At 58.1% G+C, this 20724-nt stretch carries 20 protein-coding genes and 3 pseudogenes; 10 read left to right on the top strand and 13 right to left on the bottom strand.

Going from position 1 to position 20724, the window contains the following annotated elements:
* Positions 1 to 77 precede the first annotated feature (77 nt).
* The 3 genes from F2P44_RS02195 (at position 78) to F2P44_RS02205 (ending at position 5007) form a co-directional block, all read left to right on the top strand.
* Positions 78 to 1103: a cupin-like domain-containing protein gene (locus F2P44_RS02195; RefSeq protein ID WP_167084585.1), complete on the top strand. Its 1026-nt coding sequence runs from the start codon at positions 78 to 80 to the stop codon at positions 1101 to 1103.
* Between the two features lie 33 nt (positions 1104 to 1136).
* Entirely contained in the window at positions 1137 to 3476 is a 2340-nt protein-coding gene (locus F2P44_RS02200) for a chitinase C-terminal domain-containing protein (protein WP_167084587.1), read from the top strand.
* Between the two features lie 91 nt (positions 3477 to 3567).
* Positions 3568 to 5007 (top strand): glycoside hydrolase family 19 protein, encoded by a 1440-nt coding sequence (locus tag F2P44_RS02205; RefSeq protein WP_187363205.1) that lies wholly within the window; start codon positions 3568 to 3570, stop codon positions 5005 to 5007.
* A 193-nt stretch (positions 5008 to 5200) separates the two neighbouring features.
* Here the strand turns inward: F2P44_RS02205 and F2P44_RS02210 are convergent, their stop codons facing one another.
* From F2P44_RS02210 to F2P44_RS02235, 6 genes are all read right to left on the bottom strand, one after another.
* Entirely contained in the window at positions 5201 to 6154 is a 954-nt protein-coding gene (locus F2P44_RS02210; RefSeq protein WP_167084589.1) for an NAD(P)H-dependent flavin oxidoreductase, read from the bottom strand.
* A 96-nt stretch (positions 6155 to 6250) separates the two neighbouring features.
* Positions 6251 to 7195, bottom strand: coding sequence for an MBL fold metallo-hydrolase (locus F2P44_RS02215; protein WP_229423322.1), 945 nt, complete (start codon positions 7193 to 7195; stop codon positions 6251 to 6253).
* Positions 7196 to 7202: 7 nt separating this feature from the next.
* Positions 7203 to 7646 carry a hypothetical protein gene (locus F2P44_RS02220; RefSeq protein WP_167084591.1) on the bottom strand — a complete coding sequence of 148 codons (444 nt, stop codon included), beginning with the start codon at positions 7644 to 7646 and terminating at the stop codon, positions 7203 to 7205.
* Positions 7647 to 7853, bottom strand: a complete 207-nt coding sequence (locus tag F2P44_RS02225) for a DUF1289 domain-containing protein (RefSeq protein WP_167084593.1) — start codon at positions 7851 to 7853, stop codon at positions 7647 to 7649.
* Positions 7850 to 8284 (bottom strand): thioesterase family protein, encoded by a 435-nt coding sequence (locus tag F2P44_RS02230; protein WP_167084595.1) that lies wholly within the window; start codon positions 8282 to 8284, stop codon positions 7850 to 7852. The genes F2P44_RS02225 and F2P44_RS02230 overlap by 4 nt, the downstream gene beginning before the upstream one ends.
* Positions 8285 to 8303: 19 nt before the next feature.
* The gene (locus F2P44_RS02235) at positions 8304 to 8669 is read right to left on the bottom strand and encodes a VOC family protein (RefSeq protein ID WP_167084597.1); all 366 of its coding nucleotides are present in this window, start codon (positions 8667 to 8669) and stop codon (positions 8304 to 8306) included.
* Between the two features lie 143 nt (positions 8670 to 8812).
* Here F2P44_RS02235 and F2P44_RS02240 point away from each other — a divergent pair, with 143 nt between their 5' ends.
* Both F2P44_RS02240 and F2P44_RS02245 read left to right on the top strand, forming a co-directional pair.
* Positions 8813 to 9226 carry a ribbon-helix-helix domain-containing protein gene (locus tag F2P44_RS02240; RefSeq protein WP_167084599.1) on the top strand — a complete coding sequence of 138 codons (414 nt, stop codon included), beginning with the start codon at positions 8813 to 8815 and terminating at the stop codon, positions 9224 to 9226.
* Positions 9227 to 9248: 22 nt separating this feature from the next.
* Entirely contained in the window at positions 9249 to 10571 is a 1323-nt protein-coding gene (locus tag F2P44_RS02245; protein WP_229423323.1) for an extracellular catalytic domain type 1 short-chain-length polyhydroxyalkanoate depolymerase, read from the top strand.
* A gap of 101 nt (positions 10572 to 10672) precedes the next feature.
* Here F2P44_RS02245 and F2P44_RS02250 read toward each other — a convergent pair whose 3' ends face one another.
* Positions 10673 to 11104: a DUF29 domain-containing protein gene (locus tag F2P44_RS02250; protein ID WP_167084601.1), complete on the bottom strand. Its 432-nt coding sequence runs from the start codon at positions 11102 to 11104 to the stop codon at positions 10673 to 10675.
* A 206-nt stretch (positions 11105 to 11310) separates the two neighbouring features.
* Between F2P44_RS02250 and F2P44_RS02255 the strand changes: the two genes are divergently transcribed.
* On the top strand, positions 11311 to 11538 hold the full coding sequence (locus F2P44_RS02255; protein WP_167084603.1) for a putative DNA-mimic protein: 228 nt from the start codon (positions 11311 to 11313) through the stop codon (positions 11536 to 11538).
* Here F2P44_RS02255 and F2P44_RS02260 read toward each other — a convergent pair.
* The gene (locus F2P44_RS02260) at positions 11523 to 11792 is read right to left on the bottom strand and encodes a helix-turn-helix domain-containing protein (protein WP_167084605.1); all 270 of its coding nucleotides are present in this window, start codon (positions 11790 to 11792) and stop codon (positions 11523 to 11525) included. The two genes, F2P44_RS02255 and F2P44_RS02260, sit on opposite strands and share 16 nt — an antisense overlap.
* Positions 11793 to 12122: 330 nt before the next feature.
* Between F2P44_RS02260 and F2P44_RS36515 the strand changes: the two genes are divergently transcribed.
* From F2P44_RS36515 to F2P44_RS02280, 4 genes and pseudogenes are all read left to right on the top strand, one after another.
* Positions 12123 to 12428 carry a helix-turn-helix domain-containing protein gene (locus F2P44_RS36515; RefSeq protein WP_167084692.1) on the top strand — a complete coding sequence of 102 codons (306 nt, stop codon included), beginning with the start codon at positions 12123 to 12125 and terminating at the stop codon, positions 12426 to 12428.
* A 117-nt stretch (positions 12429 to 12545) separates the two neighbouring features.
* Positions 12546 to 13868: a type II toxin-antitoxin system HipA family toxin gene (locus F2P44_RS02270; protein WP_229423324.1), complete on the top strand. Its 1323-nt coding sequence runs from the start codon at positions 12546 to 12548 to the stop codon at positions 13866 to 13868.
* Between the two features lie 1001 nt (positions 13869 to 14869).
* Positions 14870 to 15319, top strand: a pseudogene (locus tag F2P44_RS02275) (IS66 family transposase); the annotation flags it as partial.
* Between the two features lie 110 nt (positions 15320 to 15429).
* Positions 15430 to 15636 (top strand): annotated as a pseudogene (locus F2P44_RS02280) (transposase domain-containing protein); the annotation flags it as partial.
* Between the two features lie 170 nt (positions 15637 to 15806).
* Here F2P44_RS02280 and F2P44_RS02285 read toward each other — a convergent pair.
* The 5 genes and pseudogenes from F2P44_RS02285 to F2P44_RS02305 form a co-directional block, all read right to left on the bottom strand.
* Complete coding sequence (locus F2P44_RS02285; protein WP_167084607.1) at positions 15807 to 16394, bottom strand: hypothetical protein; 588 nt, start codon at positions 16392 to 16394, stop codon at positions 15807 to 15809.
* Positions 16395 to 16568: 174 nt separating this feature from the next.
* Positions 16569 to 18458, bottom strand: a complete 1890-nt coding sequence (locus tag F2P44_RS02290) for a hypothetical protein (RefSeq protein WP_167084609.1) — start codon at positions 18456 to 18458, stop codon at positions 16569 to 16571.
* Positions 18459 to 18604: 146 nt separating this feature from the next.
* A complete protein-coding gene (locus F2P44_RS02295; protein ID WP_167084611.1) occupies positions 18605 to 19066 on the bottom strand; it encodes a hypothetical protein in 462 nt (153 codons plus the stop codon).
* Complete coding sequence (locus F2P44_RS02300) at positions 19059 to 19985, bottom strand: hypothetical protein (RefSeq protein WP_167084613.1); 927 nt, start codon at positions 19983 to 19985, stop codon at positions 19059 to 19061. Before F2P44_RS02300 ends, F2P44_RS02295 begins: the two co-directional genes overlap by 8 nt.
* Positions 19986 to 20361: 376 nt before the next feature.
* A pseudogene (locus F2P44_RS02305) lies at positions 20362 to 20724 on the bottom strand (IS1380 family transposase); the annotation flags it as partial.

Genomic DNA, 20724 nt, shown 5'->3' on the forward strand with positions numbered 1-20724 from the left:
GCGGCTAAGCGGAGGTGCCGGCGGCCTGTCACCAGGCGGCCGGCAGCTCCATGCCCGCAACCTCCTGGAGAAACCTCTTGAAAATTCAATCGAACGTGCAACCGACCCTGCAGGTCAACGACGACTGGCGCCGCTGGATCGGCGAAAACCTGATGCTCGGTACCTCCCCCGAGGCAATTGCCGCCATCCTGGTCAAATCGAACGTGTCCCCGGCGCATGCCCGGACCGAAATCGACGCGGCACTGCGCAGCCCGTATCTGCAGGCCGCGCGCAGGCTGGCCAACCGGGTCAACAAGCGCGACTGGGTGCTGAATATCCAGTCGCAGTTGAACCGGCTGTACGAGGAGGGGATTGAACGACGCGAGCGGCTCTCCGGCGAGGACTTCCTGCAAGAGTATTACCGCACCAACCGGCCGGTGATCATCACCGGCATGCTGGAGCATTTCCCGGCACGCCAGAAATGGCATCTCGACTATTTTGCGCAACGCTTCGGCGAGCGCGTGGTCGAGGTGCAGTTCGGACGCGAAGCCGATCCGCAATATGAGCTCAACAGCATTGCCCACAAGCGCAAGATGCCTTTCGGCGAGTATGTGGAGATGGTCCGCACCAGCGGGCGCACCAATGACTTCTACATGACCGCCAACAACGATTCGCTCAACCGCGAGGCGTTGAAGGAATTGTTCGACGATGTAGGCACCCTGCCCGAGTACCTGACCGACGATCCGGCGCGGCGCGGCTTTTTCTGGTTCGGCCCGGCTGGCACGGTCACCCCGTTCCACCATGACCTGACCAATAACTTCATGGCCCAGATCATCGGGCGCAAGAAGATCAAGCTGATGGCGCCGTGCGATACGCCAAGGGTCTACAACCACCGGCACTGCTTCACCGAGGTGGACGCCCGCAACATCGACCTGGCGCGCTTTCCCTCCATGGCCGAGGTGCAGGTCCTCGAATGCGTGCTGGAACCGGGCGAAATCCTGTTCCTGCCGGTCGGCTGGTGGCACTACGTGGAAGGGCTCGATATTTCGGTGACGCTGTCGGCGACCAATTTCCGATGGCCGAACGACTTCTACAGTAACTATCCCCCCAATCACGATTTCTGAGGGGGAACACAATGAATAACGGAGATAATAAGAATGACTATCAATCGTTTGATGGGCGCCCTTCTCGGCAGCGCCCTGGTAGCCTGCGGAGGCGGCAGCGCGCCTGACGCCACGTCCGGCAAAGGCGGCGAATCGAAGCGCCAGCTGGCGCAAGTGGTGGTGTGCAGCGCATGGTCCGCCACCCAGGTGTACACGGTTGGCGCTTGCGTCAGCCACCTGGGCAAAACCTACACGGCGAAGTGGTGGACACAGAACAACGTGCCCGGCACCGAGGAATGGGGACCATGGGCGCTGTCGACGACACCGACGCCTACCCCGACACCGACGCCGACTCCGACACCAACGCCGACGCCGACGCCGACACCAACGCCGACGCCGACGCCAACACCGACGCCAACGGTCGCCTGCCGTCCTGACGGCCTGACCTCCAAGGTCACCAACGTGCCGTACTGCGGCGTGTACGATGCCAATGGCCGCGAAGTGCTCGCGCACGGGCTGAATCGCCGCATCGTCGGCTACTTCACCAGCTGGCGCACGGGCAAGGATGGCACGCCTTCCTACCTCGTCAACAACATCCCGTGGGACAATATCACCCACGTGAACTACGCCTTCGCCGCGGTCGACCCCGCCACGTCCAAGCTGCTGCTCGGCAGCGGCCCCGCCAACCCGGACACCGGCCTGACCTGGCCCGACAATCCGGCCGCCGCGATGGACCCGGCCCTGCCGTACAAAGGCCACTTCAACCTGCTGGCGCAATACAAGCGCAAGCACCCCGACGTGAAGATCATGCTGTCGGTCGGCGGCTGGGCGGGTAGCGGCGGCTTCTACACGGCCAGCACCAACGCCGACGGCTCGCTCAACAGCGCCGGCATCGACACCCTGGCCGACTCGATGGTGGCGTTCCTGCGCCAGTACCGCTTCTTCGACGGCATCGACATCGACTACGAGCACCCGACCACCAACAACGAGGCCGGCAACCCGCTCGATTTCGGCATGTCGAAACCACGCCTGGCCGGGCTGATGAAGAGCTACAACGTGCTGCTGGAACGGGTACGCACCAAGCTCGACACCGCAGCGGTAGCCGACAAGAAATACTACATGCTGACCATCGCCGGCTCCGCTTCGGCCTGGATTTTGCGCGGCGAAGAAAACCTCTCCAGCCTGAAGTATCTCGACTACGCCAGCCTGATGAGCTACGACCTGCACGGCGGCTGGAACCAGTACGTCGGTCCCAACGCGGCCCTGTTCGATGACGGCAACGATGCCGAACTGCGCGCCGGCAACGCCTACCAGTTCGCCAACATTGGCTACCTGAACGTCGACTGGTCCTACCGCTACTACCGCGGCGCGCTGCAAGCCGGGCGCATCAACCTGGGCGTGCCTTACTACACGCGCGGCTGGAAGAACGTGAACGGCGGCACCAACGGCCTGTGGGGCACCACCGCGCTGGTCAGCTCGACCGTGACCTGCGCCGGCGTCAAGACTTGCGGCGAAGGCGCGGTCGGCATCGACAACCTGTGGCACGACCTCGACGTCAACGGCCAGCCGATCCCCGGCGGCGGCAATCCGCTGTGGCACGCGCTGAACCTGGAAAAAGCGATCCTGCCGGACTATCTCGACGCCTACAAGGTGACCGACAAGACCCTGCGCGGCACCTACCAGCCGAACTACAGCGCGACCATGGCCGCGCCGTGGCTGTGGAACCCGACCACGAAAGTGTTCCTCTCGACCGAGACGGCGCAATCGATGGCTGCCAAGGCGCGCTACATCGTCGACAACAACGTCGGCGGCATCATGATCTGGGAGATGGCGGGCGATTACGCGTGGGATGCCAGCAAGAACGGCGGCAAGGGCCAGTACGTCATGGGCAACACCCTGACCACCAACACCTTCAACACCTTCAAGACGGCGGGGCCGTACGGCAACAAGCGTGCTGAAACGGCCGTGCCTGCCAGCAGCGCGAAGGTCAGCATTGAAGTGGGTGGCTGGAAACTGGGCGACAGCAACTATCCGATCAACCCGGTGATGACGGTGACCAACAAATCGGCCACCACCATTCCGGGCGGCAGCGTGATCGAGTTCTCGTATCCGGTGGCGGCGCCGGCCAACATGAGCGACCAGTCGGGGTATGGGCTGAAAGTGATTGCGGCCGGGTATAACGGGCCGAACAACATTGGCGGCTTCAAGGCGACCTTCAACCGTGCGCAGTTCACGATTCCAGCCTGGCAAGCGCTGGCGCCGGGCGCATCGGTGTCGCTGACGCTGAACTACCAGCTGCCGATCTCTGGGCCGTCGGCCTACGTGATCACGGTCGGCGGCAAGCGCTACGCGCTGGCGGACGAGTATCCGGAACTGCCGGTCGCACTCCCGTAACGATCTGATCTTTCAAGGTAAAGGACCCGGGAACGCCAGTGCGCGTTGCCGGGTTTTTTCTGCCCGGTATCCATTTTCCTGGAGTATGAATATGAAACAACAATTATCGATGCTGGCAGCAGGACTGCTGGCGGGCATGCTGGCCGGCTGCGGCGGCAGCAGCGGCGACGGCGGCGGCGAGTCCACGGGGTCGGAGAGCGCGACGCGTTCGATGGTCAAGGCGAGTGCCACGTGCCCGGTGTGGAGCCCGAGCGCGGTGTTTACAGTCGGAATGTGCGCGAGTTATCAGGGCAAGGTGTACAAGGCCAAGTGGTGGACGCAAGGTAATGTGCCGGGCGCGGAACAGTGGGGACCGTGGGAATTGAGTGCGGTGACGCCGACTCCAACACCCACTCCGACACCGACGCCGACGCCTACTCCGACGCCTACCCCGGGTGGCGTTCCGACCAAGGCGCAGGCCGAGGCACGCGAAGCGCAGCTGACCGACAATGCCTTCTTCCGCAGCGTCAAGGCGTCGATCCGCACGCTGGACAACGCGGCTGTCGAGCAGGTCGTGCCGGGGCGCAGCGACAATCCAATCAATGTGAAGCGGGTCGAGCGGCTGCTGCCGGCGACCAAATGGGACCATTTCTTCGCGGTGCGCGAGCCGAGCTATACCTACCAACGTTTCCTGCAGGCGGTGGCCAAGTTCCCTGCCATCTGCGACAACTACAGCGACGGGCGCGATGCCGACGGCATCTGCCGGCATTCGCTGGCGACCATGTTCGCGCACTTCGCGCAAGAAACCGGCGAGCATAATGCGAGCAGCACGATTCCCGAATGGCGCCAGGGCTTGACATACCTGCGCGAGCTGGGCTGCGACGAAACCGGCGCCGGCTGCGGCTACAACGCCGAGTGCGCCGATCCCGTGTTCAACGCGGTCTGGACGTGCGGGAAAAATGCGGACGGCAGCTTCAAGAAATATTTCGGACGCGGGGCCAAGCAGCTATCGTACAACTACAACTACGGGCCGTTCTCGCAGATCATGTTCAAGGGCGACCAATCGGTGCTGCTGCGCGAGCCGGACCGGGTGGCGTCGACGTGGCTGAACCTGGCATCGGCGACGTTTTTCTTTGCGTATCCGCAGCCGCCCAAGCCATCGATGCTGCATGTGATCGACGGCACCTGGGTACCGAACGCGGCCGACCGCGCGGCGGGGGCTGGCAATAACTTCGCCACCACGATCATGATCATCAATGCCGAGTGTGGCCAGGGGACGGAAAAGGCGGCGGCGCAGAACCGCATCAACTACTACAAGCAGTTTGCGGGTGAGCTGGGCTGGAATGTCGGTGCGGAACAGTTATCGTGCGCCACGATGCAACGCTTCGGGCCGTCGAGTTCGGCGTCGTACAGCATTTACTGGGAGAAGAACTGGAATGAAGGCGGGCAGAACCAGTGCCAGCTGGTCAGCTACCAGACGCCGTACAGCGCGCTGATTGCGGATAACTATGTCAAGTGCGTGCAGGATAACTGGAAGGTCAAACTTCAGTAAACTCGTCGTTTCTGGCACTGCCAGAAACGACTTCCCGCGCCGGACCAGGCGCCCCCACGGCAACCCAAGTTTCGTCGATAAGCCATGGGCGTCAGCACGAACTTGGGTCCCCGCCTTCGCGGGGACGACGGTTTTTAGGTCGGTTGTCTTGCGCCGGAAGTCGTTTCTACCAGTGGCAAGACCGACGGGGCGGTTACAGTGCCAACCGCGCGCGCGCAGCGTCGTATTCCTGCTTCAACCGCGCCACCATCTCAGCCACCGTCGGCACGTCATTCATCATCCCCACGCCCTGCCCTGCGCCCCAGATATCGCGCCAGGCCTTGGCGCTGCCCGAACCGAAACTCATCTTCGACTTGTCCGATTCCGGCAAGGCATCCGGATCGAGACCGGCATTGAGAATCGATTTTTTCAGGTAGTTACCGTGCACGCCGGTGAACAGGTTAGTGTAAATAATGTCCGCCGCCGCCGATTCCACGATCGCGTCGCGGTACTCATCGGTCACGTTCGATTCCTTGGTCGCCAGCCAGCGCGAGCCGATATACGCAAAATCGGCCCCCATCGCTTGCGCCGCCAGGATCGCGTCGCCGGTGGCGATCGAGCCCGACAGGGCCAGCGGGCCATGGAAGAATTTACGCACTTCGCCCACCAGCGCGAACGGCGACAATGGCCCGGCATGCCCGCCAGCGCCAGCAGCCACCAGGATCAAGCCATCCACCCCGGCTTCCAGCGCCTTTTCGGCATGCCGGATCGATACCACATCGTGCAGCACGATGCCGCCGTAGCTGTGGATGGCGTCCAGCATTTCTTTCGGCGGCGCGCGCAGCGAGGAGATGATGATCGGCACCTGGTGCTTGACGCACATCGCCACGTCGTGTTCCAGACGGTCATTGGACTGGTGCACGATCTGGTTGACGGCAATCGGCCCGACCTTGGCGCCCGGGTTGGCGGCTTGATAGTCGGACAACTCTTTCTTGAGATCGGTCAGCCAGGTGTCGAGCAGCTCGGCCGGACGGGCGTTGAGCGCCGGGAAGGAACCGACGATCCCCGCCTTGCACTGCGCCGCCACCAGCGCGGGCCCGCTGGCGATGAACATCGGCGATCCAATGACGGGAAGGGTAAGGTTTTGCAGCGCGGCGGGCAATGCCATGTCGGTCTCGCAATCGAAAAAAGTGGATGGAAGCAATTATCGCCCATTATAGTGCGAAAAAAGAACGATCGTGCTTGAAAATCCGCCGCGCCGTGTTTACAGGTCGCTGTTGACCAGGTCCTCGCCGTCGCGCTTGGCCGCGCCAGCCCGCACCAGCGATTGCACGGCCCAGTCGGCCATCTGGGCGGACGTGTCGAAACGCTGCAGCGCACGCCGGCGCACGCCTTCGAGCACGGGAATGGTGGCGAACATGCCCGCCACGTCAGCCAGGCCGATGCGCTGGCGTTCGAGCAGCAGGAACTTGAGGATGACCTTGACCGCGTTTTCGGCATTGCGCAGCGGATCGGCTTCGAGGAAGTTCAGGCGCGTAAACGCCCGCTTCAGCGCCTGCTGGACGTCGGTGAACATGGCGCCGTGGCCGGGAATGACGAGGCGGGCGTCGAGGCTGTCGATCAGGTCGAGCGTGGCGCGCGCTTCGAGGAAGCCCGATTCGCCGTCGAGCTCGGGAAAAATCACGCCGAAGCCGTTGCGCCACAGGGCGTCGGCCGACACCACGATGCCTTCGCTGGGGCAAAAGAAGATCAGCGAATGCGGATGGTGCCCAGGCGCGCCCAGCGCTTGCCACAGCTTGCCGCCCAGTTCCAGCTCGTCGCCGGGGGACACCGTGAAGTCGGCGCCAAACGGGTCGCACTGCTGGCCGGTGGCCTTGAAGCTGAGCGCGTCCTCGTCCCAGGCGGCAACGCTGGCCGCTTCCGCCACCGGAATGCCGATGCGGCAGCCGTAGCGCGCCTTCAGCGCCGCGTTGCCGCCGCAGTGGTCCGAATGCAGGTGGGTATTGATGACGCGTGCCAGCGGCCGCTCGCCGAGCGCGTGGCCGACCAGCGCCAGCGTCTGCGGCACGTGGGTCTTGTAGCCGCTGTCGATCAGGGTGGTGTCGCCGGGTCCGGTAAACAGCACATTATTGGACGACAACCAGCCGCGCTCGAACACCTGCATCGACGCCGGCAGCCGCGCCGGGTCGGGATTGAATATTGCATTCATGGGGAACTCATTTTTTCATCTGGAACGCGAGCGAGATCTTGGCGAACTCGATCAGGACGGCTTGCGAGCCGCCATTGAAGGTCATAAAGGCATTGCCAGTGCGCACAACCATGCGCGGCGGGAACAACCAGGAAGCGTAGGGAATGCCGATCATCTTGGCGCCGCGCACGTCGCGCCATTCAATTTGCTTGTCGTACAGCCAGGTCTGGCGGATGCCGGTGGCGTCGATGGTGATGGTGGCGCGCAGGAACCAGTAATAGCTCACGCCCAGCATCACGCCGGCACCCAGCAGCAGCGCCTTGACGCCGAGGCCGAACGACATCAGCGGAAAGCGCCACGCCACGCTGGCGCCGTACAGCACCAGCACCAGGGTGACGACGGTGGCGAAGACCTTGAAGCCGGTCCCGTAGGCCGGGCCGGTGACCGCTTGCTGCGGCTGGTAAAAGTTCATTTAGTCAAAGTCCAGTTCGGCTTCGCGGCGGCGGATCTCGGCCCAGACCGCGCGTTTGTACGCATCCGGGGCATTGCCCCAGGCGACGATTTCATCGAGGGTGCGCAGGCAGCCCCGGCACAGGCCCTTGGCGGACGCGGTATCGGGCGCCATCTCGCACAGGCTGATGCAGGGGGACGGCACCGGCGTCTGCAGTTCGGGATTCATGCGGCCCCCGCGCCGGCGGCGGCCTTGGCGGCCACTTTGGCATTGAAGCGGACCGGATCGATCACGTGACGCTCGTGGGTGCCTTCGCAGATGCGCTCGACGCCATCCCAGGCCTCGACCCGGAAGCGCACGCGCCGGCCCTCGACTTCGAGCACTTCGCCTTTGACTGCCAGCGTCATGCCGGGCGGGGTCGGCGCAAAATGCGAAAAGTGCACCATGGTGCCCACGCTTTGTTCGCGCGGCCAGTCCATGAACGGCATCATGCCGTGCAGGCAGGCCAGTTCCATCATGCCGACCATGTAGCCGGTGGCGAGCACGTCGGGCATGTCGCGGCAGAAATCGGTGTCGTGGTACAGCTGCGGCACGGTGGCGCGCGCCGGGACGGTATAGCTCCACTCGAAACGGAAGCCGGGTTGCAGGTCGGGACTCATGCTCGGATTATGCCTTCTTTTAACGTTGCTCGATGAGCTCGACCTTGTTCCCGAAGGGATCGTCGACGGTGGCGCGCTGCAGGCCGGCCACCATGTCTTCCACCTGCACCGGGACGCCAGCGTCAGCCAACGCACCGACAAAGGCGGCGAAACCATCAACGATGAGGGCTGGATGGGCTTTGCGGGCGCACTGGAAGGCGCTGTCGGCCCCCAGGTGCAGCTGGGCGGCGCCGCACTGGAACCAGGCTCCGCCGCGCACGGCCAGATGCGCCGGCTTGGGCACTTCGGGCAGGCCCAGCACGCCGCTGTAAAAAGCGCGCGCCTGCGCTTCGCCGCCGACCGGCATGGCCACCTGCACATGGTCGATTCCTGTGATGCTTGCCATCGTTCCTCCGCTGTGACGGGATTGATACATAAAAACGCCATTATCGCATTCGGACGAATCGCGCTTGACGGAGGACCCAAGAAGGGTAGACTACCATCCATACAGATGGCGTACGGATGCCACGAAGATGTTATTGGAGACTTATGCATGCCCGGGACCTGAAAACCAAACCCGCCGAATCGGAAAAAATCACCATCAACCTGGGTCTGATCGACCTGGGCCAGATCGACCTGCTGGTCAGCGAAGGGTTTTATTCGAACCGCACCGACCTGATACGCACGGCGATCCGGAACCAGTTGAACACCCATGCCGACGTGGTGCGGCAAACGGTGGCACGCAAGAGCCTGGTGCTGGGAATGCATCACTATTCCCGCGCCGACCTCGAAGCGGCGCTGGAAGCGGGCGAACGCTTGCAGATCCAGGTACTGGGCATGGCCAGCATTGCCAGCGACGTCTCGGTGGAGCTGGCGCTGGCAACCATCGAATCCATCTTTGTGCTTGGCGCCCTGCATGCGAGCAGCGTGATCAAGACAGCACTGGCGGGCCGCATCCTGTGATGCGCTTACATAAGGAAAGCCAATGAAACTCAATGAGAAACTGTTCGCGAACATGCGAGCGGCAACCAAGACCCTGATGAGCCAGGGACCGAAGGCCGCGACCAGCGCCATTCATGAAGCCCTCAAGGTCTTGACGCCCCACAAGGCGGCGGCTGCGAAGCAAGCGGCGGCGCCATCGGCAGCGCGCGAGGCCGCCCCGGCGATGCGCGACCTGAATGCGGCGCCGGAACACGCCAGGACGGCTGCGCGCGAGAGCGTGCTGCCACCTGGCGCGGGGGCGCAAGCGGGGGCGCAAGCTGGGGCGCAGCCACAGGCCGCAGCCGCGTCGGCGCAAGAGCAATACGTCAAGAATACGGTGCAGGAAGCAACCGCGGCATTCAACAAGCTGATGCCCGACCTGCTGGCCAAGCTCGACCGTGCGGGAACGAGCGGGCATGCCGCGTTCAAGATGCCCCATGTCGACCTGCCCGGCATGCACGGCGGCACCTCGGCTACCCCGGCCGAGGCCCTGCCCGGCAAATTTACCGATGGCAGCTTCACGAATGCGGCCGGCACCCGGACCTACAAGTTGTACGAGCCGAGCAGCTATAACGGACAGCCGATGCCGCTGGTGGTCATGTTGCACGGCTGCACCCAAGACCCGGACGACTTCGCCACGGGCACGCAGATGAACGCGCTGGCCGAGGAAATGCAGTGCATGGTCGTGTATCCGGCGCAATCGGTGCAAGCCAATTCCTCGCGCTGCTGGAACTGGTTCAGCGCGGTCGATCAGCAACGCGGCCAGGGCGAGCCATCGATTATTGCCGGCATTACCGAAGCGGTGATGCACAACCACGCGGTCGACCGGAGCCAGGTGTATGTGGCCGGGCTGTCGGCCGGCGGGGCGATGGCGACCATCATGGGCACCCTGTATCCGGAGCTGTACGCGGCCGTGGGCGTGCATTCGGGGCTGCCGTTCGCCTCGGCCCACGATTTGCCGTCGGCGCTGGCGGCGATGAAGGGCAATGTCGGGCCGCAAAAGGCCAGCGGCAAGTCGATTCCCATCATCGTGTTCCATGGCGACAAGGATACGACCGTGCATCCGGTCAATGGCGACGAATTGATCAAGCGCGGCGCGCATCACGAGTCGAAGGAAATTGTCACCGAGCCGGGCCGGGTGCCGGACGGGCACGCCTACACGCGCACCGTGCACCAGCGCGCCGATGGCACGCCGCAGGCGGAACAGTGGCTGATCCACGGCGCCGGCCATGCCTGGTCGGGCGGCAGCGCGCGCGGCAGCTATACCGATGGCAAGGGTCCGGATGCCAGCCGGGAAATGATGCGCTTTTTCCAGACCAAGCGCTAAGGCGGCTGTCGACGGGATGACACTCCCGTCGATGGCGCGACTGGCCCGGTCGACGATGCCGCGCCGCGCTCTATTGATGAGGCAAATGCAGTCTGGAAGCCTTAATCCGGCAAAAAATGCTCAGCGAGCACCTGGACCAGCGTCCACGGGCACCTTCGCGGGAATCCCTCCAGTTCCATGTTTCCGCCCGCAATGCCCAGAGCATCCTTCCAGGCATCGTCGAGCCAATCGATGTCGATCAAGGCCGACTGCAAACTGGGCATCTTGCGCAAGACGCGCCCGATGCTCACGCGCTGGTCGCCTATACTCCTTAGCAATCCACTGTCGCGCCGCTCAGGATGCAGCTTCCATTCCAGCAATTGCGCAAACAAGGCCGACATGCGCCGCCCCAGCTCGCGCTTTTCAGCCTTGGCCACGCCTTCGATTTCTTCAGCGATATTCTCAAAGTCGAGCGCCGACCACTGCCGCGCCCGCAATAAAGCGGCCTGCTGGTATGCCCAGGCCACCACGTCGGTGTCGTACAAATCTGCCATTGACCGCTCCTGTTGAAAGCCAACCCAGTCTCCGTATGGTAAGCCCAAGCGAGCCCGGCACGACTAAAAATGCCTGCTCCAGGACAAGATAGTGGCGCGGGTAACGACGATGTGCAGCCAGCGGCTGGCAGCAATCCGGCTTCTTGGTGCAGGCCCGCAACATGTTACTCTGCAACATTTATCGGATACACAAAACAGGACACGACATGGGACTTGCGATCGCACTCGGTATGCTGGCTGAACTCACTAAAGACGGTGAGGATCAGGCCGATGTGTTGCGTGCCGGGCTGGAAGCCGTCAACGCCTGCCTTGCGTCCATGGGCGCGCCAGCGCATACGGAGCCTGCGAGCATGGATAAGCTCGACAACAGATCCCACATGCAGGGGGAACTGAAACATCGATGTCATCATGGTCTTGCCTATTTTTTCGACTGAGAAAGCAACCACATGAGGGCCGCCAGTACGCCGGCGGTGATTAGAAGATTTTTCACTTCGGTTCGAGCTTGCTCTTCCGCTGCCGCTGCCTTCTGGCGAAACTGTCCCATTAGTGCAGCCTGGTAAGGCGTCGGCACTGCTACCCCGCGCTCCCACTTGCTGATTGTCATCACATGCGCATCGAATAGTCGAGCAAAATCTGCTTGTTTGAGGCCGAGCGCCTTCCGAATTGAAACGATTTCGTTTGGGGTCATGTGATAGCAACGGATAAGCAAAGAAGTAAGTTTAAGCTTATTTTATTGCATAATTGAAATATTCCAAAGCGTTTTTTTCGCGATATGAGACCTCAAGTCTGATGGAAACATCACACAATAGGCGTAATTGCGCCCCTAAACTGTCAATTTCATGTATAGTAGCCCCAAAAAGAGCTCCTATATCACAAACTTGATTCGGGATGATGTTGTGCTATAGTGGGCCTTATAGGGCCTCTTAATGGCAATTTTCCTGTGTAAGAGGTCGAAATCTACCCTTTATGAAAAGTTGAATATTTGGAGGCAGTTATGAAAAATCAAACAACAGAAGAGATGGAAGCGACCTTGGGCGAGAACCTTAGGAGTCTTCGCCTAAGTCGCAACATTGACCAAAAAACGGTCGCTGAACGCGCTGGCGTTAGTCTCAAGGCTTTGAAGAATCTCGAAGGTGGACATGGATCCACACTAAAGACGCTCGTCTCCGTTCTAAGGGCTTACGGTCGCGAGGAATGGCTTGGATCTGTAGCGCCAGTGGCCACTATCAACCCACTAACTGTCGTGAGGGGGCCTGAGCTGCGGCAACGCGCACGCCCGAAAATACTAAAGTTACCTCCCAATTCAGTGCGACATACATCTTGATATTAATTCTCCTGTCCCAATTATCAATATAGAATCTACGATTTTGATATCGAAAGCTTAGGCTCGCATCAAACCAGACACGTTACCATTGAAATTGAATCCATTTGAAAGAACTAATTGGCGACCAAACAAGTAAAAAAGAAAACCGCATCATATAAACATGTCGAGCGAGTCGAAGTGTATTTATGGGACGAAATGATTGGCGCAGTGGCTTTAGATCCAGCGTATGGATACTACGCATTTGGCTATACGCCAAAGTTTGAAGCAATGGGAATCGAGCCATCTCCGCTCAAAATGCCGGTTTCCAACGAAGTCTATCTATTTACTGATTTGCCAGAGTTAACATACAAGCGTCTTCCAGCACTGCTAAGCGATGCGTTGCCTGATGACTTTGGTAACGCACTTATTGATCGGTATATGGCGGATAAAGGTATTTCAGCCTCGAACGTAACAGCACTAGATAGACTCGCATACATGGGCACCAGAGCTATGGGTGCGCTGCAATTTCGCCCTTCGCGGGGACCAGCAACAAGCAAGGCAACCGCCATCGTTCTTAGCGAATTAGTTCAAGTTGCTCGTAATGCCGTAACCGGCCACTTCGACGATGAAGATCACGCAAATGCGGCCCTACGAAGTATTATCGAAGTCGGTACCTCCGCAGGCGGGGCTCGTGCAAAAGCAGTTATCGCTTTGAATCCGAACACAGAAGAAATTCGAGCTGGTCAAATGGACGTACCGGACGATTTTGAACACTGGTTGTTGAAATTCGATGGAATGGGAACGGACAACGAACTCGGTCCATCCCAAGATTACGGGCGCATAGAGTATGCATACCATTTGATGGCTCGCGATGCTGGCATTCACATGACAGATTGCCGGCTACTAAAAGAAAATGGCCGAGCTCACTTTATGACAAAGCGCTTCGACCGGGGATCCGGCAATGTTCGACATCACATGCAAACGTTGTGCGCACTAAGTCACTTGGACTATAAGAAAAAAGGAACTCACGCGTATTCGCAATTTTTCATGACCATAAAAGACTTGGACTTGCCATACGAAGATCTTGAGGAAGGCTTTCGCAGGATGGTTTTTAACGTGATGGCGAGAAACTGCGACGATCACACCAAGAACCTTTCCTTCTTGCTCCGCAAGGGCAGTAAGTGGTGCCTGGCACCAGCTTACGATGTGACATTCGCGCACAATCCGCTCGGTGAATGGACAAATCAACATTTAATGTCGGTAAACGGCAAATTTAAGGACTTCACAGTTGAGGACCTCTTAGCAGAAGCGAATCGATTTGGAATTGGCACCGCTAAACGAGTAATAGACGAAGTTTTCACCGCCCTAGGGAAGTGGAGGGATTTCGCGAAAGTAGCGAAAGTCAAGCTTAAGGAGATTGAAACGATTGAGGCGCAGTTCAACCGCTTGAAAGTCCCGTGATCGGAGCTGTATTTACCTGGTTGCACTGCTGCAATAGATCCGTCGTCAATGCACGACTTCTCCGTCCTGAACCTGTCGCGCATCGCTGGGACCAGCACGTCATAGATCGCGAACAGGTTGGCGCTCTAGTCGATTCAAGGCCGCTTGCGCTCAGTACCAAGAAGCTGTTCGCGACCGGCGAGTACAGACCAATGACGGTTTTGTCTCCGAAGCGGCCGGTCGGTACGGCTCAGTCTACAGGCTTGTTGCTAACAGGACAAGTCACATAGCGCAGGGCACTTGGCGATCTCGCTTGTTGTGGCGGACTTTATCAGTTTGTGGCGAACTCTATTGGTCGGCCACAGCAAGTCGTCGAATGTAAACAGTTTTTTAGTGCGCTTCGGTCAGTCAGGTCAGACTTGTGTATAAGGGCATGCGCCTAATCCCGTTGGATGCTATTCGCCGCTAGAGGCAATTGCATCCAAGATCTTGCTCATGTCGGAATTGCCGTCCCACTCCACGTGCACATAGACTTTTGACGGGCCCGTACAGACGACGCTCAGCAGCCTTGACGTACCGAAGTTGTGTTTTTGACCTGCACTGAGGGTGATGTAATCTTTTACCTTAGTGCCTTGGGTCATACTGCTTATGCTTGGGGGAATAGGGGCCGCGCCCACGTGTAGGGAGCCTTCTAGCGATCTTACGTAAGTCTTGCGCGTCCGTTTTGGAAGCATTCCCGTGCTCCAACTCTGGCCCGCGCTTTCACACTGAAGAGTGAATTTGTTCGCGTGCCGGTCGCCGGTTCGATCCTTTACAACTTCGAGCACTGCGACTTTTCTGGCTTCCTGTGCCATTACAGACGGCGCTAACGCCACGCAGAAAATCCCAAGCAAGACTGTTTTTAACATAGCATCCCCTAAGATATAAGTTGTAGAAAGTTCAAACGAACAAGTAAAATTTCACCTTGCTGTTGTGATAATAATCAATTCGTAGCAAATTTGCATTAAAAATACTACGCGAAAGATATCTGCGGCAAGCCGCCCGATCTTCGGCGACAGGTCCCGCAGACTAGGGCCCGGCCCCTGCTCGACGACCTTGAACGCTGGCTACACGCCGCGCTTGATAAGCTGTCGCGCAAGTCCGATACATCGGCAGCCATCCTGTACTCGCTCAATCTGGGGCCGGCACTGACGCGCTACTGCGATGACGGCGCCATCAAAATCGACAACTCCGCCGCCGAGCGTGCCCTGCGTAACGTCGCTATCGGCCGCCGTAACTATCTGTTTGCGGACGCGGACGCGGGCGGCGAACGCGCCGCCGCCATCTACTCGCTGATCGGCACGGCCAAGCTCAACGGGGTCGACCCCGAAGCCTGATTGCGCCATGTGCTAGCCCACATCGCCGATCATCCCGTTAATCGAGTTGACGAGTTACTGCCCTGGCATTGCGCCGGGCAGCTGGCCCCTGCCTGAACAACACGCCGCTTCCCAGCGGTGTGACGCCATCATCTACTAATTCGCCACCGGCATCAACACGCCCATGGGCAGACGCTTACGACTTCTCCCATATTCCCTGTTCGCATGGGGGTGCCATCGGCCGCCGCAACTATCCATTTGCTGGCGCCGACACGGGCGGAGAACTCGCTGCCACCATCTACTCGCTGATCGGGACAGCCAAGCTGAATGCTGTCGATGCCGAAGCCTGGTTGAACCATGTGCTAAAGCCCACATCGCTGATCACACCCGTCAATCGTGTCGACGAGTTTCTGCCCTGGTATTGCTACGTCTGACTCAAGGTGGCACTGAGCAGACGCTTACGCTAGAAGAGGCAGCACCGAAAAATTGATCTACCCAATCATTGCATGTGTTAACTCAGACGTGATCTGACGGATCGTGTCCGATGATCAGCAGTTGCCGACTCAAAGCAGACGTCGGCAGCAGGAATGGTTGCGATGACTGGTCAGGCCCAACGGACAGTCACAATGGCGGCGATTCTTTCCGCTTCCCCTGGGTCAGCATAAATGGGCAGGTCGATCTGACCGCTAAATTTTGCAACTGTGTAGCGATGGTTGCCACCACCAAAGCAAACCTGCTTCTCCGCAGGGATGGGATGTACTAACGGCGGCGTGATTGGCTTTCCTCTGCTGATATACGCGATGGCCATCGCCAGCTTTTCTTTGTCGCCCACATCCCAAAGCTCTACGAGTGCACGTCGGTTTATACGACTTAACTTCGCGTCGAACTCTTTTAGCGATACCCATCCGAGGCGAAGCCCGTTGGAAAACGACGTTGCGAAGCTCTCCGGCTTACATCCATCCAGCGCGAATCGTTGTGCACTTGCGCTGAGATCCCAATTGAACTCAAGACTCGGCCATTCGGGGGGGCTGACAAGTTTGTAGCGATCCGCTTCCTCAGCGATCTCGTCGCGTTCTTGTTGCTGGGCCCTGAGAACGTCTATGTCTTCTCCATTGAGGAATGCGATAGCTTCCGCTGTCGTCATTGGACCAAGTGCCGCGAGGTCAATTTTATCTAAACGATTACCGCTCATATTTTTCTTGGTTTACGCCGGATTAAAATTATGATCGCCTGAATCCGCATGACGCATATCCAGCGTACTTGACCTACCCAGAAAACTCTTGGCCGAACGCTGTCAGTCAGAAGTGCGGTCTGAGCTTGATTTGCCCTGACATGTCCTTTCAGGTCGAGTGTGAGCTAGTACACATTACATCAGCGGTCGTAATAGCTTGCCATGCCATTGAATAAGCTGGAATTTCACGCCTTGTGTTGCTTCGATGAAGACTGCCTCTGCCTCGTCAAACGAAGCCGCAACGATGCTCTGCAACGAAGTTTGCGACGCCAACTGCTGCAAGAGGGCATGCTGGCTATCCACGGCCATTGAATGCTGTCCCGGCTCGTCAAGAAGCAAAATCCCAGGATGGTTGCCAAACAAACTCGGAACCGAAGACGTCTGCTGCAAGGCTAGCAGATAGCTCCAGATTAGCCGTACAAAGTCACTAGCGCTCGAGTCTGACTTTATGTCTGTTCGAATCGCCCGCAACTCGAGTTGTGCCAAGCAAGGTACTAGCGTATCGAGACTGATTTCAACCTCAGAAATTGGCGCACTTTCATACCCAAACGATCCAGCGTTTGCTCGAAACTGCTTTTGGAACATGGAAATTCTGTCGAGATCGTCCTGTGTATACGCGCTTTTGGGTAAAAGCTTCCGTGCCGCCTGATTTTCAGCGAGCCGCGCAGCTAAGGCGCGTAAGCGCTCCAGGATCTTTCTAACCAATCCAGGTAGGGCTTGCAACCCTTCGACTTCTACTTCGATTTGAACTTGTCGCCGGACCATCGCTTTTGATTCTGTGGCGCCGGAACTTATGTCTCCGCGCATTGAATTCACAAAGTCGTGTTTAGCTGCAAGGCGCGATGACAAATCCGTTCTACGCGCCTCGGACTCAAGAATAGTCTCCCGAAGCCCGACCACCTGTCGCTGCAGCATTCGACTTTGGCTTTCCAGGTAGCTGATATTGGTTGCCAAGTCCATCTGTGGTCCAGTGACGGACTCGCTGAGCAAAGTATCTTCAACGTGTTGATGGCATGTGGGGCAGTGGCCAGTTGCAATTTCGACGCCATGGTTTGCACCAAGGTCTCTCAGCTTGGCTGCTGTCTTGTTTCGCTCCAAATCTTCCTGTGTTTCAGCAAGCAAGGTCTCATACTCTCGTAGCGATGAACGATTCATTCCGAGCATGGAAGTGGTTCGCTCGTGCACGACGCTTAGCTCTTGAAGTTGTTCTGTTGCTGCGTTGATCTCCTTCAACGCATCGACGCCCAACGCCTTCTCAACTTTCTCACTCCGGCTTCTCAATGAACTGTACTCGATACGGAGCTGCGCTATGTATTCGTCAAGGAGTACGGAGGTTGGGCCCGTATGCCGCTTTAGGAAAACCTGTGATGGCTCAAACAGTGGCGTTGGTTGATTCGGAACTCCCTCAGTGGATACCCCTTTGGAAGCTGTTTCGCGCCGAAGCTCATCGTGGGCTTGCCTCCACTGGCTGTCAATCTCGACGGACTCAGAATTAAGACGATTTCGCTTCGAATTGGTTTCGAATACACTGAGGCCAAGCAGGAATTCGACGACGCGAGTCCGCGCATCTCGAATGCCATAGAACGGGACGTTAGCTACGTAGTCTGTCCAACCACGTTTCTGCTCGACGGCCAGCGCCGCAAACACGGTCTGCAAGTATAACTTGGCTTCGCCGCCGCTCGTTGTAGGCACCTGAGGAAGATGAAGTCCCAGGAACGTTTCTAGAAACCGATGAAAACCCTCTTGCTTCTTCGCGCCGCCAGCATCATGCAGATACGTCGGCATTGCTAAACCTAGTTCTTCACCATTCGTCAGATAAGAACTGGAAAACACCTCAATAAGTTTGGAGTCACGGACAGAATCGTGAATAGCTCGCCGCAAGGTGACGACCTTACCCTGGGAGTTCTCGATCTCAATAAACACTTCTGACGCAGCGACACTGATCCGCGTTCCGTCATATTCGAAATAGTCTTTCACCGCGTACGGCAGCGTCTTTTCTCCCTTTCCACCAATGATCTCTTCCATGCCTAGGGCGTAGAGCACGCTATTGAAAAGCGTACTCTTCCCGCTCGAGTTGCTGGCTCGGACTATCGTTAGATTTCTCGCGAATTTAAATGAAAATCCAAAGTCACCACGTTCCGTTACTACTCTCAACTTAATTGCCCGGATGATCATTCGGCCTCCCAGCCCTTTGCAACGTTGTCGACCATGCCCTCGGTAATTCCCTTTCCGATGGCGTTCAAAGCGTTCTTGTCGCTCAAGAAAATATCCCGGTTCGTCAGAATGTCTTTCACAAGGCTCATCCCGCTGTCGGTAAGCTCATATGCATTAGATGCCTCATGAACTAGTCCCTCAGCGATTGCAAACCGCACGGCAATTGCCAGAGCTGGGTCGAAGCCCCAGGCCCTAACTCGAAGCACCTTTTCTGCTGCTGCGCGTGTAAGCTGTTCGATGCGTTCAGGTGATCGAAGAGCCCAATTGAAAAGATGCAATCTCGGCAGTCTTGAGCGCGAGCCCCGCGAAGAAATATGCAGCACCAAGAGGATCTGGCAAATTTTATAAATAGGCCGATGCTCAGCAAGAACGGGCGATGGCTGGCGCCGAAATTTGAGGCCCGTGGATACTTCAGTCATAGTCAAGCTCACAGATCGCGAGCCAGCGCGCCACCATGTAACGAGCGACCTTGCTAGCGCTAGTCTCGTCAAATTCCGGCGCGAGGTCGATTACGATTCGACGCTGGAGTCCCTCACGAATTTGATTAGTTAGTGCTTCCGGGGATCCTGTCCAGGTCGTCGAAGTTTCTGCGACGTGATTTTCAAACTCGTTTATCAGACGAACAAGGCGCACGTAGATCATGGGCGCGGTATCGGCGATTCGACGAAAATGCCCGTCCGCTCCGAGAAAATTTTCTAGTGTGCGTTGCTGAAGTTGTTGCAGTCGATTGTCGAATTTTGCTGACGTACTTTTTTCCGAAAGACGTGCCTGGGACTTACGAAGAATATTCTTTTCGTACTCTTCGCGCTCGCCTCTAAGTTCGGCGAGTACCGGCGAAACGTCGTCGAATACAAGTGCTTCTCCAGCCGCCGAACGAATTTCGTTGATTTCGACGGAATAGCTATCGCCATCGTAAAGTAGCACCCGAAAGTCATCCGTCAAGATCGGGAGGTTCCACCCACGAACGTCGACCTCCTTCTTGCGTGCGTGGGCAATCAAGTCGTTCTTGTCGAACTCTGGTGTTACGAAGACCCAATGTCCAATTTTGGTAGCACCAAGCCGTTGTTGGAGTTCGACCTGAAACTTCCCAAGCTTCCCGAGATCTTCAGTGATTTTGTCGCGTTGCTTCTCATAGAGCTCTTTTCGCTCATAGTGCTTGTCCGGACAGTAGCATTGAAATCCCCAGCCAGAATTTAAGGTAAATCCTTCGAGTCCAAAGTCGCCTGGAGATGCCGGCATCGGCTGGTAGTCTTCGGCTTGGTACTTTTTCTTGAATACCTGTTGGCAAAGGCCCTCCCAGGTGCTCCCATTGAAAGAACCGAATTTCGTCTGAAACATGCTGAAACCCTTTTGCTTGGGAAGAAACGAGGCCGATCTCATTGAGTAAATATTGGACTAGCAAATTTCAGTTGCCACCCAGCACATCTTATCCCACTGTCAACACAATTCACAGGGAAATTCTTTCCATTCTAATCCCTGATTCCGTGTCCCCAATTTGACCGTCGCTTTTCCGTCCGCAAAGCCGTCAATTTTTGCGGATTTCACGTCCGACCATGCCGCTGTTCACGGCTGTTGCGGCTTAGTCGGCCGCCTATGAATGATGCCAGGCACGGTTTCAGGCCAGTTTTGCTGTATCAGCCCATGCGCTCTCCGTCCGGCATGCCAGAATCATGAATTTGCCCAGTCAATCGTTCCGTCTGCCGCCGCCTGCCGGTCACGCCGCCCCCAGACGCGACAGGCGCGCTTGCAGGGCGCAGAAGATGTCGGCGTGCATCTTAGCCGTGCGCCCGAAGTCGAGCACCAGTCGGCGCGCATGCTCGACGTATTTGGCCGCCCGGTATGTGATTTCCTGCAGCACCGTTTTCAAACGACGACGTTTCGCGGGATGCCTGACCGGCGAGATCTCCCCCGTCAAACCAAGCTGGCCGAGCAAGCGCAGGCAGTTATAGACGAACATCGCCAGATGCATGATCGCGTCGTTGCTGTCGAACTTACCCGACGGCAAACGTTCCATGTCGAGATCGGTCTTGATCTCGGAGTGAAATTGTTCATGGGTGCCGTGGCGGCGATACAGCCG

Source organism: Massilia frigida (assembly GCF_011682175.1).
Lineage (GTDB): Bacteria > Pseudomonadota > Gammaproteobacteria > Burkholderiales > Burkholderiaceae_D > Telluria_A > Telluria_A frigida.

Excerpts from the sequence above, each read along its gene's own strand:
- F2P44_RS36515 (WP_167084692.1), top strand. The coding sequence starts at position 12,123 with ATGGAAGCGACCTTGGGCGAGAACCTTAGGAGTCTTCGCCTAAGTCGC.
- F2P44_RS02210 (WP_167084589.1), bottom strand. The coding sequence starts at position 6,154 with ATGGCATTGCCCGCCGCGCTGCAAAACCTTACCCTTCCCGTCATTGGA.
- F2P44_RS02200 (WP_167084587.1), top strand. The coding sequence starts at position 1,137 with ATGACTATCAATCGTTTGATGGGCGCCCTTCTCGGCAGCGCCCTGGTA.
- F2P44_RS02250 (WP_167084601.1), bottom strand. The coding sequence starts at position 11,104 with ATGGCAGATTTGTACGACACCGACGTGGTGGCCTGGGCATACCAGCAG.
- F2P44_RS02255 (WP_167084603.1), top strand. The coding sequence starts at position 11,311 with ATGGGACTTGCGATCGCACTCGGTATGCTGGCTGAACTCACTAAAGAC.
- F2P44_RS02215 (WP_229423322.1), bottom strand. The coding sequence starts at position 7,195 with ATGAATGCAATATTCAATCCCGACCCGGCGCGGCTGCCGGCGTCGATG.
- F2P44_RS02230 (WP_167084595.1), bottom strand. The coding sequence starts at position 8,284 with ATGAGTCCCGACCTGCAACCCGGCTTCCGTTTCGAGTGGAGCTATACC.
- F2P44_RS02225 (WP_167084593.1), bottom strand. The coding sequence starts at position 7,853 with ATGAATCCCGAACTGCAGACGCCGGTGCCGTCCCCCTGCATCAGCCTG.
- F2P44_RS02235 (WP_167084597.1), bottom strand. The coding sequence starts at position 8,669 with ATGGCAAGCATCACAGGAATCGACCATGTGCAGGTGGCCATGCCGGTC.
- F2P44_RS02205 (WP_187363205.1), top strand. The coding sequence starts at position 3,568 with ATGAAACAACAATTATCGATGCTGGCAGCAGGACTGCTGGCGGGCATG.
- F2P44_RS02240 (WP_167084599.1), top strand. The coding sequence starts at position 8,813 with ATGCATGCCCGGGACCTGAAAACCAAACCCGCCGAATCGGAAAAAATC.
- F2P44_RS02220 (WP_167084591.1), bottom strand. The coding sequence starts at position 7,646 with ATGAACTTTTACCAGCCGCAGCAAGCGGTCACCGGCCCGGCCTACGGG.
- F2P44_RS02290 (WP_167084609.1), bottom strand. The coding sequence starts at position 18,458 with ATGGAAGAGATCATTGGTGGAAAGGGAGAAAAGACGCTGCCGTACGCG.
- F2P44_RS02295 (WP_167084611.1), bottom strand. The coding sequence starts at position 19,066 with ATGACTGAAGTATCCACGGGCCTCAAATTTCGGCGCCAGCCATCGCCC.
- F2P44_RS02260 (WP_167084605.1), bottom strand. The coding sequence starts at position 11,792 with ATGACCCCAAACGAAATCGTTTCAATTCGGAAGGCGCTCGGCCTCAAA.
- F2P44_RS02285 (WP_167084607.1), bottom strand. The coding sequence starts at position 16,394 with ATGAGCGGTAATCGTTTAGATAAAATTGACCTCGCGGCACTTGGTCCA.
- F2P44_RS02300 (WP_167084613.1), bottom strand. The coding sequence starts at position 19,985 with ATGTTTCAGACGAAATTCGGTTCTTTCAATGGGAGCACCTGGGAGGGC.
- F2P44_RS02245 (WP_229423323.1), top strand. The coding sequence starts at position 9,249 with ATGAAACTCAATGAGAAACTGTTCGCGAACATGCGAGCGGCAACCAAG.